Origin of the sequence: Snodgrassella sp. ESL0324 (genome assembly GCF_013344955.1) — a bacterium.
Lineage (GTDB): Bacteria > Pseudomonadota > Gammaproteobacteria > Burkholderiales > Neisseriaceae > Snodgrassella > Snodgrassella alvi.
The window spans coordinates 38,507-52,232 of record NZ_JAAEDS010000013.1 but is presented as its reverse complement, the minus strand read 5'-3'; the positions used below and the strand labels follow the sequence as shown (position 1 = coordinate 52,232).

The window sequence follows — 13,726 nt, the reverse complement described above, 5'->3', positions numbered from 1 at the left end:
TATATAAAACAAATATATAAATCTGATTTGAAATTAAAAAGAAACCTGCTTTACAGCAGGTTTCTCAATTGATAATCAGGCAAAAGTCAAAATACCATCCTGAGCCGTTAACATAATTGTACTGTTAGGAGCATAGTCTCCAGCCAGTAATTCTTTAGCCAGTGGATTTTCGATTTCAGTCTGAATAGCCCGTTTCAGAGGACGTGCGCCATAGACCGGATCAAATCCCACCTTAGCCAGTACATCCAAAGCGGCATCATCAACCTGTAAATGTAAATCCATTTTTTCCAGACGCTGACGCAGACCGGCAAGCTGGATATTAGCGATAGCACGAATATTGGATTGGTTAAGACTATGGAATACAACAACTTCATCAATACGGTTAATCAGTTCAGGGCGGAAGTATTGTTTAACTTCATCCATTACTACTGCCTTAATCGCAGCATAATCATCGCTTTCCATTTTCTGGATTTCCTGACTGCCAATATTGGAAGTCATAACGATAACCGTATTTTTGAAATCAACTGTACGTCCCTGACCATCAGTTAAACGACCATCATCCAAAACTTGTAACAAAATGTTGAATACATCCGGATGAGCTTTTTCAACTTCATCCAGCAAAACCACACTATAAGGATTGCGGCGTACCTGCTCAGTCAAAAAACCACCTTCTTCATAACCAACATAGCCGGGAGGCGCACCAATCAAACGCGCAACGGAATGTTTTTCCATATATTCCGACATATCTACCCGAATCAGATGGGTTTCGCTATCAAACAAAAAGCTTGCCAGAGTTTTACACAACTCTGTTTTACCTACACCGGTGGGGCCGAGGAACAAAAAGCTGCCATATGGTTTATTCGGGTCTGATAAACCGGAGCGTGAGCGGCGGATTGCATCTGCTACAGCGCGTACAGCTTCATCCTGTCCCACTACACGTTCATGCAATACTTCTTCAATTCTCAATAGTTTTTCCCGTTCACCGGCCATCATTTTGGATACCGGAATACCGGTCATACGCGAAACAATTTCGGCAATTTCTTCTGAGCCTACTTTAGTGCGTAACAGCTTGTTAGGCTGATTATTCTGTTGCCCGTTGTCAGCAGCCTGTAACTGGGATTCAAGCCGGGGTAATTCTTCATATTGCAGCTTGGCCACTTCTTCCCATTTACCATTACGCTTAAGCGCATCCATCTTAACTTTTAGCTGATCAATCTGCTCTTTAATTGTAACGCTGCCTTGAGCTTTGGCTCGTTCCGCTTTCCAGATTTCATCCAGATCAGCAAACTCACGCTTAACATTATCCAGCTCTTCATCCAGCAGTGCCAGACGTTTTTTGCTGGCTTCATCATCTTCTTTCACCAGAGATGCGCGTTCAATTTCCAACTGTATTTCACGGCGTTTAAGCTTGTCCATACTTTCAGGCATAGACTGGCTTTCAACTTTAATTAATGATGCAGCCTCATCAATCAGGTCAATGGCTTTATCTGGTAAAAAACGGTCGGTAATATAACGATTAGATAATTCAGCAGCAGCTACTATTGCCGGATCAGTGATTTCTACGCCATGATAGATTTCATAGCGTTCCTGTAAGCCACGTAAAATGGCAATGGTATCTTCAACTGTTGGTTCTTTTACCAGTACTTTCTGGAAACGGCGTTCCAGAGCAGGGTCTTTTTCAATATATTGACGATACTCGTCCAATGTTGTCGCACCGATGCAATGCAATTCACCCCGCGCAAGAGCCGGCTTGAGCATATTACCTGCATCCATAGCACCATCGGCTTTACCAGCTCCTACCAGTGTATGTATTTCATCAATAAAAATAATGGTATTGCCTTCGTCTTTAGCCAGATCATTAAGTACTGCTTTCAGACGTTCTTCAAATTCACCCCGGAATTTTGCACCGGCAATCAAACTAGCCAGATCCAGCAAAAGCAAACGCTTATTTTGCAAAGAATCCGGAACTTCATTATTCACAATTCGTTGAGCCAAACCTTCAACAATGGCAGTTTTACCTACACCCGGTTCACCGATAAGTACAGGGTTGTTTTTAGTACGCCGTTCAAGCACCAGAATAGTGCGCCGAATTTCATCATCTCGCCCGATTACGGGATCCAGCTTACCCGAACGTGCTTTTTCAGTTAGGTCGGTTGTATATTTTTTCAATGCTTCACGTTGATCTTCTGCGTTAGGATTATCCACACTTGCGCCTCCGCGAACGGCATCTATCGCCGAATTCAATTTATCTTCTGTAACACCAGCTTGTTTCAGAATACGTCCGCATTGTCCGTTTTCCTGAACAGCACCAAGCAAAAACAACTCGCTGGCAATATAAGCATCATTACGTTTAATAGCAGCTTTATCCATCAGATTGAGAATGTGCTGCAATTCAGTACTGGGTAGGATTTCACCCCCCTGACCGGATACTCTGGGTAAACCATTAATAGTAGAGTCAACCTGCTGTTTAACCTGTGCAACATTTGCACCAGCCTGGGTAAGTAAAGCAGCACAGCCACTATCATTATCATTCAGTAAAGCCTTCAATATAAATACGGCTTCCAGATAACCAGCATCCTGTCCTAAAGCAAGACTTTGTGCATCTTGTAATGCCTGTTGAAACTTTGCAGTAAGCTTATCGAATCTCATCAAAATTTCCTTTAGTTATATTTTCATTAACAGATATATTGGTATCAGAAAATTAATGTCAAGTACCAGTATGGATAAATATTTTGATTAGATTTAAATTCTTGATTTATAAAAAATCAACCTAAATATACTTAATATCTTTTATTTATGTTTATTGAAGAATTCAAGTCTCAATTTCCTACTTTGTATAATTTTATAGTGCATCATCAATATTATTGAAACAAAATCTATACAAATAGAAATTGTGAGCGTTTGTCAGGATGCTTTTAATTCAAAACGTCTGGAGCTACTGAACTTGAATTTCAATTATGTTGTTTTACTTTTTCAATTTACTTAATAAATTAAAAATGTTTTAAAAACATATATATATGATTGGTTATTTTTATTATTCAGCCTTTACTATCATTTCAAAGTCCTTCAGAATTTCACAAATTTTGTGAGTATATCTGTGGATAACTATAAAAAAACAAGGTGAATCAATCCAATTTAAGCGTGATTAATTTTTGTGCAATTGTTTAGCTTATATCTCTAATGTTTTGAGAAAAAAGTAATTGAAATTTTGATTTAGAATTTTAAATTTCTCTATTCCCGTATTTGTGAGAATAAAGATAAATTTTTACGAATGTAATATCAGATATTTATATCGATAATATCTGAATAACTTGAATATTAATTCAATTTCTCAATGCTAATTTCTGTAAATGGTGTAAAATTTAGATATTGAAATTTTTTTAATATATGAGCCATGAGAACTGAAGAGTTTAATAAATGCCGTGAATTTCTTGAAGGGCAAATCATGCGAACTCCTGATAATAAAGAGTTGATTGCTACTTATCAAAAATTGCTCGAACTGAAAAGCATTTATGATACAGAAATTCATATATCAATGCTGGATAAAAAAGCTCGGAAAATGGAATTTCAGCAACATGTTCAAACAAGTTTATCTTCTGGATCCGGTAGTGCTGAAGATAATCCCGAGCTGAAAGATGGTAATTCCAAATATACTGAACTACAAGAAAATCAACCTAATTTGATGGCAAATCAAACAAACTGGTATAACTATCAGCGAATCAAACATCATGATTTCGGGAATAGTTAATATTCTTTAATCACATTCGAGAGGTTAAGTATGTTCGATGTCTGATATCTGAAATAAATATTTTAAAGAGTAAGTTTCACCGGATTAAATAGTGAAATTTTTTTATATTTATTCATATAAATTTAAAAATTAATTTTTTATTATTAATAATTAAACTAAATTTGTATTCTGATACAACTTAAAAATTATTTTTTTATGAAATTAATATAAAATTTGTTTGAATAAAATTAAGCCCACACAAGATATTCGTATTATATTATGACATTGCAAGAGATATATTGTTTCAGCTAGTATAAATATATATATATTTATATATGAAAACTAAAAGCCTGATACTTTTGCATCTATATTTTTCATAAAAAATAAATTAAATATTTTAAATAAAATTGTATTTATTTAAACATTATTAAATAAAAAACTGGTGTGGCGTATTATCGCCACACCAGTAATCAGAAAAAATTCAGTTTATTATCCGTAGCGGCGCTGAAACTCTTTCATGAACTCTACTAAAGTTTCAACCCCTTGTATAGGCATGGCATTATAAATACTCGCCCGCATTCCGCCCATTGATTTGTAGCCTTGTAATCCGCTCAAACCATGAGCATTGGCTTGCAGTACAAATAATTTATCCAGCTCTTTTGTAGGTGTATGGAAAATAACATTCATCTGTGAGCGTGCATGCTGTTTCACATTATTGATATAAAATCCATTGCTGTTATCGATGGCAGAATACAAAGTTTCAGCTTTAAGGGTATTAATGGCTTCCATCTGTTCCACACCACCGTGAGTTTGCAGCCAGCGAAATACCAGACCTGAAATATAAATCGGGTAAGTTGCCGGAGTGTTGTACATTCCCTGTCGGCTGATATGACTTTGATAATTCCATACATCAGGTATTCGTTCAGAACAACGATCAAGCAGATCTTCCCGAATAATCACAATAGTAGCACCTGATGGTCCGATATTTTTTTGTGCACCGGCATAAATAACGCCAAAATCTGCCACATTTACCGGTCGTGATAAAATTTCGCTCGACATATCGCAGATGACAGGGGGCAAACCATCTGGTTTGGGAATGTTGCGATATTGCAGGCCATGTACTGTTTCATTAATGCAGTAATGAACAAAAGCAGAGTTTGGATCCACATCCCAGCTTTCAACTGGCGGTACATCTGTGTAGTTGTATAAATCACCACCATGTGCTGCCAGATGTATTTCTGCATCGGAAAGTTTACCCATCTGGCTGTGTGCGATACGGCTCCAGTTACCGGAGACTACTGAATCAACTCGCTTAAAACCATTAGCCAGATTCATCACGACCATATTGAACTGGGCACTGGCACCGCCCTGCATGAACAAAACTTTATAGTTGTCCGGAATATGCATAAGCTGGCGCAGATCCTGCTCGGCATGGTGCAGAATACTGATAAAAGCATCTGATCGATGGCTCATGGTCATGACTGAGCAACCAGTACCGTTATAATCCAGCATTTCAGCCTGTGCTGTTTCTAATACGGCCTCTGGCAGTATTGCAGGACCGGCAGAAAAATTGTAAGTGTTCAGTGTTGTCATGAATAAATTTAAACCTGTTACAGAAATGTACTGTTGTTGATTAATTTCAGTCCGTTTGATGGTTGTGTATACACCGGCAGTCTGTTTACAGATTAATGTTGCAATCTGTCAGTGAACTGGTGAAATTCTAGTTGCTTGATAATGGGAACGCAAATACAAAACCGTTTTGCATGTAAAGTAGCAAAAGTATGGTTATTTCTGCCTGTTAGTATAATGGATTTAGTTTAAACCACTTTTTTTTTACGTTTGAACAGGTAATTTTTCTATAAATAATCGGATTTATTCTGAGATAAGCCATCAGTCTTATCTTTATATTCAGCCCTCACTGCTTTTATCCAGTGGAATAATATTGGTTGCTCCCAGTTTTTGTAGTTCCTGTAATACATATTCCCAGGCTTCTGGCAAAAAAGCAGAATTTTCACCATGAGTTTTCAGACCGAATTCCAGACGATAATAATGTATTTGTTCTTCTGCCGGTAAATCATCACAAATGGTGGGTAAACTAAAAGTTTTAATCTCGGGCCAGCTGTGTTCAATTGCTTCCATCAATGGCGTAATTTTGGACTCAGGCACACCATCAACCAGAGCTGCTTTAGTCACCAGTTTCTGCCGGAAAAAATTCTGCTGATAATATTGATTCAGCACCCACTGGGCCATAGGGTGTGCCATTCGGGGAAAGCCCGGGAAAAAATAGTGCTCATTGATTGAAAAACCGGCAATGTTGTTGAAGGGATTCGGAATCAGTGCTGAGCCCTGCGGAAACTCAGCCATTTTTGCCCGTTGTAAATGTGCAGGACTGTCAAGTGAATCTCCCTGTTTCAGTGAAATGGTTTCGATTGCTTTTAGTGCTTCCGGATGAGGTGTTAACGGTAGGTTTAATGCCTTTGCACAGGCCTGACGGGTATGGTCGTCTGGTGTGGCACCTATGCCGCCGGTAACAAAAACAGGTATTTTTTCTTTAAATGATTCAATAAGCTGTCTGGTAATAACTGCCTGATCATCTGGTAAATATTGCGCCCAGGCCATATATAAACCGTGTTGTTGTAGTAATTGTTTGAAAAAAACAAAATGGCTGTCCTGACGCGAACCATTCAGAATTTCATCACCAATTATAATGATACCGAATTGCATACGAATACTCCTGTATTTGCGGCAGTTGTTGCATGATAGCTATAACCTGTCTGCCGAATAAAACATGAATGTTGTTTTATGTGCTGAATTATTTTAATGTGCAAGTGTAGTGTTATTTTAGCAAGGATGTACTTATGAATATCAAAAAATTAGCAGTTTCCGCTCTGATTGCCGGCAGTCTTGCGGCCTGTGCACATACATCTGACCGTAAGGTGAGTATGCGTGCCGTCACTGTTCCGCAGTTAAGCGCCTATGACTGGCAGCTGGCTGAAGCTACTGACCGGCATGGTCGGCCGTTACCCGGTTTTACATCCGGCTCATCTATGACAATGAATTTTTCCGGTCAGCGGCTAAATGTTACCGGTGGCTGCAATAATATTAGTTCTAACTATCAGTTAAATGATCAGGATATGCAAATTCAGGCTCCGGTAAGCACTATGAAAGCCTGTGCGCCTGATATTATGGCGCAGGACTCTGCAGTTGTGGCTTTTATGAATGGTCAGAAATTACATGCAGGGCTGCTTAATGCTGAGAATGACCAGAATGCGCAGCCAGAATTATGGATTGAAAACCGGCGTGGCGAACATTTGCTCTGGCGCGGTGTCCCTGCTGCCGTTGCTCAATATGGTCAGCCTACTGTGGTATTTTGGGAAATAAGCCCGCAAACGCAAACCTGCCAAACTGCACAGGGGGCAGCTCAGTGTTTGAAAGTCAGAGAAATTAGCTACAATGATCAGGGCGTTAAGGTTAAAACTGGTGTATGGCGTAATTTTGCCGGCAAGATTGATGGCTGGCAGTTTAATCCGCAGGAAAATCAGGTATTACGTCTGAATGTATATGAGGTTAAACCGGCTGATGTAACGGGTACTGCTGCAGATAACCAATATGTTTATAAACTGGATCAGATAATCGAACGCTCAGTAGTGAAGTCTCCGAAGCATAAACATAAATAAAGTTTTCTATAATAGATAAATAAAAAGGCAATGAAAAAAATCATTGCCTTTTTATTTAACGGATATTTTGTATTCAATATATCCTAAAAAGTTGAGAATTTACTGTTGTAAATAAACATCCGGCTGACTGTTGGCATTATTCAGTATTAATGTTTTTCTGCCATTATGCTGAGTAATTTTACCTTTACGGGTAACTGATTTGCTTTTTCCATCTTTGTTAATCTGATTCTGATAAGTAAAATTCTGATTCGGATCAATGCGGAAAGATGTCGTTTCGCTATATTGATGGCACTCTGGCTGTTTGCAGTTTTTAAAAAGCTTAACCTGATTATCGTCCTGAATAACTGATGCGGATAATCTGTCGATTTCTTTTTCAATTTGCTGTTGCTGATGATACATTTGAGCTAAAATTTTATCTGCATCATCAAATTCATTATTATCAGCGAAGTTTTTATGGCTGGCTGCCAGAGCAGGGTTAAACTGTAAACCGATTGTTACAGTTAACAGAAATAATTTCAGTATATTCATATACTCACCCTTGATTAAATTTATAAAAATTTAATATTAATATCTTTGTATATCTCATTAATTTTGAAAATAAGTGAGAAATATATAATCGATTTCACAGAAATTTTAAAAGGGTTTGCAATCTTTATTTTCTTTATTGCAAAGTGACCACCCTTCTACAGAATTATAGACAACATTTTTGGTTTCTCCTGAATTTGCCTCAGTTGGTGTGGCTGTCAAAGTATAACTACTTTCTTTATAATCTCCCGTAATAGTAAAGAATTTTTCGCTTCTTTTTTTAGTCAGCTGAGCATCAGTATAGGTATTGAATGTTTTATTCAAGGAGTAATAACGTTCTAATAAACTAATATTTTCTGACATGTCGGCTCTGACATTTTCTTCTCGTGCCTTAATCACATAATTCTGATATGTGGGATAGGCAATTGCAGCGAGTATGCCAATAATAGCCATAGTAATCATTAAATCAATAATAGTAAAACCATAAGTGTGGCGTCGCATCACGTTCTCTTTCTTTTATAAATGCTTATGATCAATTGTTTTCAAAATAGTTTGGTCAGGCTGTACCAGTACATATGGTCTGACAACTACTGCCCACATCGGCTGGTTACAATCAAAATATTGTTGTGCCATTATATCGTTTAATTTATCAATTTTACCTTCTTGAATCAAAAGTGCAATGGCAGCGGAGTTATCAGTAGCTATCATGTGGGCTATATTGACCAAATCCAGTTCCGGTGCAACATATATGCAAACACCCCGGGCAAAGTGAGTTTGTAGTTCATGCCAGTTGATACGGGCAGTTTCCAGATTGATTTTCTGGTCTAATGGTATTTCATTGGTGGTTGCAGGAATTTTTGGATACATGGCTGGATAAATACTCGTTTTAAATGCAATTCATAATCCATGATACAGATGATATTTATAGCAGGCAAAGCGCTTGAATGCATATTGTTTAAATGCATTTGAGTTATATGTGGCTGTTATGTTTTTTACCCATTGGCTGTTTTTATCAGCAGTGCAGATTGCTGATCATTTAATAGTAGTGAGGCAATAAGGATAATAAAATGTTGATAGCTGGACTAATCACCAATAGTGTGCAATTTAAATTGGCCAGCTTTCTAACCGCCAGGCACCGTCCCAGAACAGCCATTCCATTTTGGCCGCAGTAAGAAAGGCTTCTGTCATCTGCGCTTGAATGTCTGGCATACTATCGGCAGCCAGTTGATCAGCAATATTTACCACGGTGATAACATCCTGTTTGAACGCTTCACTGGCATAAGTACTGATCCAGGCATGATACGGATGATTAGACGCAAGCTGTTGCTGCTGTAACGCCTCTCCAACCTGTTGATACAAATAAAAACACGGTAAAATACTGGCTACTGCGACTGCCAGCGGTTGTGTGGTTAGCTGCTGGTATAAATAACCAGTATAGAGTGCAGTCGCAGGCATGGTTTGGTAGGTTAGTGAAGTAGATTTCTTTAAAAAGTATTGATGAACTATTTGCTCCGCTTCAATGGTGGCCATAGCAAAATGCAAAAATTGTTTCTGATGGCTGCTGTTGTGACATTTTGCACCGATAGTGGCTAATATGCTCCGGTATTCGGCCAGATATAAGGTATCTTGTTCAAGATAATGATTAAATCGTATTTGTGTTAGAGAGCCGTTTGCCAACTGGACTATAAAAGGGTGTTGCATAATTTGATGATAAATAGGCTGAACCGCATCAATGGCTTGTTTACTCCAAGTCATTATGATCCTTTCTGATATATATTAAAGATTAACCAATAAAGATAAATCTTTAGTAACTTAAATTACCCTGAAATTTAGTTAAGTGTAGCCTGGTTCCATATACAGGGCAGATGTCAATTTTATACCTGGACTGGTCGCAAAATTACCATAAATTACTGCAAAATCTATTTCATTGAGGTAATTGAGCAGCTAGATATAGGCGTAAACACATATATACTGGGCCAGGCTGCCTAACAAAACAAATAAATGCCAGATACCATGTCCATGACGGATTTTTTCATCATTGACAAACCAGTATATGCCGATGCTGTATGCCAGCCCGCCGGCAGTCAGCCAGAATAACCCTGGTGCAGACATCCGGTGAATCAACGGATAAATAGCAACAATAATCAGCCAGCCCATAATCATATACAGGACTAATGACAGGATACGGGTTTCACTTTTACGTCCGATTGTCACTTCCTGAATAATACCAAATATTGCCAGTCCCCATGATATGCCAAAAATTGACCAGCCCCAGCCTCCGTGTAATGTGGTAAGGGTAAAAGGTGTATAACTGCCTGCAATTAACAGATAAATCGCACAATGATCAAATTTTTGTAATACCGCTTTGGCCCGATGAGAATAAATTGAATGATAAAGTGTAGATATACCATATAAGAATATCAGACTGGCACCATAAATGGCTGAGCTGACAATACGGTAAGCATCTCCGTACATAGCGGATTTAATTAATAAAAATGCGGTGCCTGTAATGGCAAGAATAAAACCGATAAAATGAGAGTACGCATTAAAGCGTTCACCGCGATACATATTTTGCTTGCTAAGGTAATTTGTGAGATGACTATCGTTTCACTAGCGCCCTAAAGGTGCAAGTGTTTTTTATTTTTATTATTGTGCCGGTATTTATCCGCGTGCAGGTCTATGGCTGTTCAACTGCTTGCAAGCACAGTAAAATAGATAATTTTGCAGACTATCAGAAATTTCTCGTCATGCTGACTTTTCAGGAAATTATTTTTACATTACAAAACTATTGGGCTAAACAGGGCTGCGTGGTGCTACAGCCATTGGATATGGAGGTAGGAGCGGGTACCAGCCATCCGGCAACCTGTTTGCGTGCACTGGGGCCGGAACCATGGTTTGCAGCCTATGTGCAGCCGTCACGCCGTCCTAAGGACGGGCGTTATGGAGAAAATCCAAATCGTCTGCAGCATTATTATCAGTTTCAGGTCGCTCTGAAGCCTGCTCCTGATAATATTCAGGAGTTATATCTGGCATCTTTACAGGAACTGGGTATAGATCCCTGTCAGCATGATATCCGTTTTGTTGAAGATGACTGGGAAAATCCGACTCTGGGTGCCTGGGGACTTGGCTGGGAAGTCTGGCTCAATGGTATGGAAGTGACTCAGTTTACTTATTTCCAGCAGGTAGGCGGTATGGACTGTTCGCCTGTATTGGGTGAAATTACCTATGGTATTGAGCGGCTGGCAATGTATCTGCAGGGTGTTGAAAATGTCTATGATCTGGTTTGGGCTAAAACTCATGACGGCCGGATTGTCACCTATGGTGATGTATATCATCAGAATGAAGTCGAGCAGTCTACTTATAATTTTGAATTCAGTAATGCAGAATGGTTACTGGCACAGTTTAATTATTATGAAACCGAAGCTAAACGTCTGCTGGCTGTAGAGGATGTCAGTCTTGCATTACCAGCCTATGAATTAGTACTTAAGGCAGGACATACGTTTAATTTGCTTGATGCACGCGGCGCTATTTCTGTAACCGAGCGGGCTGCTTATATCGGCCGTGTTCGTGCTTTAAGCCGTGCAGTTGCACAAAAATATGTTGAAAGCCGTGAAAAACTTGGTTTTCCGTTACTGAATAAAAATACTACTAATCAGACTGCCTGAAACTGAATGAAAGTAATACTTGCATGAATGCTCCTTTATTAATTGAACTGCGTACTGAAGAATTGCCGCCAAAGGCACTGAATAATCTGGGTGAAAGTCTGGCTGCCGGAGTTGTTGAGGGTCTGGAAAAAGCACAGCTGATTAATGGTGTGGCTGATTATCAGGTATTTGCTGCACCCAGACGGCTGGGTGTTCTGGTGCAAAATGTTAAAGCGGTGCAGGCAGACCAGCAAATTGTGAAAAAAGGACCCAGTGTAACAGCGGGTATGAAAGATGGTGAGCCTACCAGGGCTTTGCAGGGATTTGCCCGCAGTAATCAGGTAGAAATCAGTCAGCTTAGCCAGATTAATGATGGCAAACAAATGGTATTTGCCTATGAATATACTCAGGCAGGTTTACCACTGAATGCCTTGTTAAGCGATATATTGAATCAATCTATCAAAAAACTGCCTATTCCGAAAGTGATGCACTGGGGTAGCAGTACCTTTACTTTTGTCCGGCCTGTACATGGGCTGGTGATGATGCATGGTACTGAAACGGTTACTGGCAGTGTCCTGGGATTAGACAGCCAGAACTGGACATTAGGTCACCGTTTCCTGAGTAAAGACAGAATTATTTTTAACCATGCTTCAGATTATGAAAAAGTATTATTGGAGCAGGGTAAAGTAGTGGCCAGCTTTGCCGAGCGCCGGGCCCGTATTGAGCAGGGTTTAACTGTAGCGGCTGATGCACTTCATGCTCAGGTAGCCTATGCAGAAGGCTTGCTGGATGAGGTTACAGCATTGGTTGAATGGCCTGTAGTATTACAGGCAGGTTTTGATGAGCGCTTTTTACAAGTGCCGCAGGAATGTCTGATTTTAACCATGCAGCAAAATCAGAAATATTTTCCGCTGTTAAACAGTGATGGCAAACTAATTAATCGTTTCCTGCTGGTATCTAATCTGCAAACAGAAAATCCGGTACATATTATTCATGGAAATGAACGTGTATTACGAGCCCGTCTGGCAGATGCCGAATTTTTCTACCGTCAGGATCAGAAAACGACTCTTGAAAGTCGTCTGCCTCGTCTGCAGAACGTGGTTTATCACAATAAGCTGGGTAGTGTTGCAGAAAGAGTTCAGCGTATTACTCAGCTGGCAAAAGCTATTGCACCGCTACTTAATGCTGATGTAGATAAGGCTGTACGTGCTGCTGAGCTGGCTAAAGCTGATTTACTGACAGACATGGTAGGGGAGTTCCCTGAGCTACAGGGAACGATGGGTAAATATTATGCTTTGCATGATGGTGAAAATGCTGATGTTGCTGTAGCAATTGAGCAACATTACTGGCCGCGTTTTGCTAATGATGCTTTACCGGACAGTTTAACTGGTACAGTGGTTGCTCTGGCCGATAAACTGGAAACTTTGATTGGTATCTGGGGTATCGGACTTATTCCGACCGGGGATAAAGATCCGTATGCATTGCGCCGCAGTGCACTGGGTATTTTACGAATGCTGATGCAACATAATCTGGCACTGATGCCATTATTACAGGCAGCATTTGATACATTTGCTTCAGGCAGACTGGCTGAAAATACTGTCAGTGAAGTGGCCGGGTTTATGCAGGCCAGACTGGCAATCCTGTTACAGAATTCCTTTGCACAGGATGTGGTGGCTGCTGTACTGGCCGGTAATGTAGAAAATCTGGGTGAGCTGGAAGCCAGACTTGCCGCAGTAACCCGCTTTAAACAGCTGGATGAAGCTACTGCACTGATTGCAGCTAATAAACGTGTTCATAATTTACTGAAAAAAGCAGATATTTCTGCTTTATCCGCTGTTAATCCGGATCTTTTGCAGCAGCAGGATGAAAAACAGCTCTATCAGGCAACTGAGCAGGTTGCAGAAAAAATTCAGGCTGTGCTGAAACGGCAGGATTTTGCTCAGGCATTAACTGAGCTGGCCGGAATTAAAGAAAAAGTGGATGCATTCTTTACTAATGTGATGGTAATGGATGAAAATGAAGCTATTAAGAATAACCGTCTGGCTTTGTTACTGTGTTTATCTCAGCAGATGAATGCTGTGGCCGATATTGCCTTATTAAGTGAGTAAATAATAGCAGACATTTCTGCTCATTCTTAAATAGTGGATGAAAGC

Annotated in this window: 12 protein-coding genes; 4 read left to right on the top strand and 8 right to left on the bottom strand. The window is 39.6% G+C overall.

Translation table 11 applies throughout. The features are described from left to right. Positions 1 to 75: 75 nt before the first annotated feature. On the bottom strand, positions 76 to 2,649 hold the full coding sequence (gene clpB, locus GYY70_RS06575; protein WP_174831742.1) for an ATP-dependent chaperone ClpB: 2,574 nt from the start codon (positions 2,647 to 2,649) through the stop codon (positions 76 to 78). Between the two features lie 745 nt (positions 2,650 to 3,394). Between clpB and GYY70_RS06570 the strand changes: the two genes are divergently transcribed. After that, a complete protein-coding gene (locus tag GYY70_RS06570; protein ID WP_041879434.1) occupies positions 3,395 to 3,748 on the top strand; it encodes a hypothetical protein in 354 nt (117 codons plus the stop codon). Positions 3,749 to 4,216: 468 nt separating this feature from the next. Here GYY70_RS06570 and serC read toward each other — a convergent pair whose 3' ends face one another. Next, on the bottom strand, positions 4,217 to 5,320 hold the full coding sequence (gene serC, locus GYY70_RS06565) for a 3-phosphoserine/phosphohydroxythreonine transaminase (RefSeq protein ID WP_174831741.1): 1,104 nt from the start codon (positions 5,318 to 5,320) through the stop codon (positions 4,217 to 4,219). Positions 5,321 to 5,635: 315 nt separating this feature from the next. Further along, positions 5,636 to 6,451 (bottom strand): molybdopterin-binding protein, encoded by an 816-nt coding sequence (locus GYY70_RS06560; protein ID WP_174831740.1) that lies wholly within the window; start codon positions 6,449 to 6,451, stop codon positions 5,636 to 5,638. A 134-nt stretch (positions 6,452 to 6,585) separates the two neighbouring features. Here GYY70_RS06560 and GYY70_RS06555 point away from each other — a divergent pair, with 134 nt between their 5' ends. Then, on the top strand, positions 6,586 to 7,404 hold the full coding sequence (locus GYY70_RS06555; RefSeq protein ID WP_174831738.1) for a DUF4377 domain-containing protein: 819 nt from the start codon (positions 6,586 to 6,588) through the stop codon (positions 7,402 to 7,404). Between the two features lie 99 nt (positions 7,405 to 7,503). Here GYY70_RS06555 and GYY70_RS06550 read toward each other — a convergent pair whose 3' ends face one another. The 5 genes from GYY70_RS06550 to GYY70_RS06530 all read right to left on the bottom strand — a co-directional run bounded on the left by GYY70_RS06550 (position 7,504) and on the right by GYY70_RS06530 (position 10,497). Beyond that, positions 7,504 to 7,932, bottom strand: a complete 429-nt coding sequence (locus GYY70_RS06550; RefSeq protein ID WP_096765403.1) for a hypothetical protein — start codon at positions 7,930 to 7,932, stop codon at positions 7,504 to 7,506. Between the two features lie 105 nt (positions 7,933 to 8,037). After that, positions 8,038 to 8,430 (bottom strand): type IV pilin protein, encoded by a 393-nt coding sequence (locus GYY70_RS12230; protein WP_174831736.1) that lies wholly within the window; start codon positions 8,428 to 8,430, stop codon positions 8,038 to 8,040. A gap of 15 nt (positions 8,431 to 8,445) precedes the next feature. Further along, on the bottom strand, positions 8,446 to 8,796 hold the full coding sequence (locus tag GYY70_RS06540) for a DUF2288 domain-containing protein (protein ID WP_174831734.1): 351 nt from the start codon (positions 8,794 to 8,796) through the stop codon (positions 8,446 to 8,448). Positions 8,797 to 9,033: 237 nt separating this feature from the next. Then, on the bottom strand, positions 9,034 to 9,684 hold the full coding sequence (locus GYY70_RS06535; protein WP_174831732.1) for a TenA family protein: 651 nt from the start codon (positions 9,682 to 9,684) through the stop codon (positions 9,034 to 9,036). Between the two features lie 189 nt (positions 9,685 to 9,873). Continuing rightward, a complete protein-coding gene (locus GYY70_RS06530) occupies positions 9,874 to 10,497 on the bottom strand; it encodes a hemolysin III family protein (protein ID WP_174831730.1) in 624 nt (207 codons plus the stop codon). A 179-nt stretch (positions 10,498 to 10,676) separates the two neighbouring features. On the opposite strand from GYY70_RS06530, the gene glyQ reads away from it, so the two are divergent. Both glyQ and glyS read left to right on the top strand, forming a co-directional pair. Continuing rightward, complete coding sequence (gene glyQ / locus GYY70_RS06525) at positions 10,677 to 11,594, top strand: glycine--tRNA ligase subunit alpha (protein WP_037392164.1); 918 nt, start codon at positions 10,677 to 10,679, stop codon at positions 11,592 to 11,594. A gap of 23 nt (positions 11,595 to 11,617) precedes the next feature. Then, complete coding sequence (gene glyS, locus GYY70_RS06520) at positions 11,618 to 13,681, top strand: glycine--tRNA ligase subunit beta (protein ID WP_174831728.1); 2,064 nt, start codon at positions 11,618 to 11,620, stop codon at positions 13,679 to 13,681. Positions 13,682 to 13,726 lie beyond the last annotated feature (45 nt).

Excerpts from the sequence above, each read along its gene's own strand:
- GYY70_RS06555 (WP_174831738.1), top strand. The coding sequence starts at position 6,586 with ATGAATATCAAAAAATTAGCAGTTTCCGCTCTGATTGCCGGCAGTCTT.
- GYY70_RS06540 (WP_174831734.1), bottom strand. The coding sequence starts at position 8,796 with ATGTATCCAAAAATTCCTGCAACCACCAATGAAATACCATTAGACCAG.
- GYY70_RS06530 (WP_174831730.1), bottom strand. The coding sequence starts at position 10,497 with ATGTATCGCGGTGAACGCTTTAATGCGTACTCTCATTTTATCGGTTTT.
- serC (WP_174831741.1), bottom strand. The coding sequence starts at position 5,320 with ATGACAACACTGAACACTTACAATTTTTCTGCCGGTCCTGCAATACTG.
- glyQ (WP_037392164.1), top strand. The coding sequence starts at position 10,677 with ATGCTGACTTTTCAGGAAATTATTTTTACATTACAAAACTATTGGGCT.
- clpB (WP_174831742.1), bottom strand. The coding sequence starts at position 2,649 with ATGAGATTCGATAAGCTTACTGCAAAGTTTCAACAGGCATTACAAGAT.
- GYY70_RS06535 (WP_174831732.1), bottom strand. The coding sequence starts at position 9,684 with ATGACTTGGAGTAAACAAGCCATTGATGCGGTTCAGCCTATTTATCAT.
- GYY70_RS12230 (WP_174831736.1), bottom strand. The coding sequence starts at position 8,430 with ATGCGACGCCACACTTATGGTTTTACTATTATTGATTTAATGATTACT.
- GYY70_RS06560 (WP_174831740.1), bottom strand. The coding sequence starts at position 6,451 with ATGCAATTCGGTATCATTATAATTGGTGATGAAATTCTGAATGGTTCG.
- glyS (WP_174831728.1), top strand. The coding sequence starts at position 11,618 with ATGAATGCTCCTTTATTAATTGAACTGCGTACTGAAGAATTGCCGCCA.
- GYY70_RS06570 (WP_041879434.1), top strand. The coding sequence starts at position 3,395 with ATGAGAACTGAAGAGTTTAATAAATGCCGTGAATTTCTTGAAGGGCAA.
- GYY70_RS06550 (WP_096765403.1), bottom strand. The coding sequence starts at position 7,932 with ATGAATATACTGAAATTATTTCTGTTAACTGTAACAATCGGTTTACAG.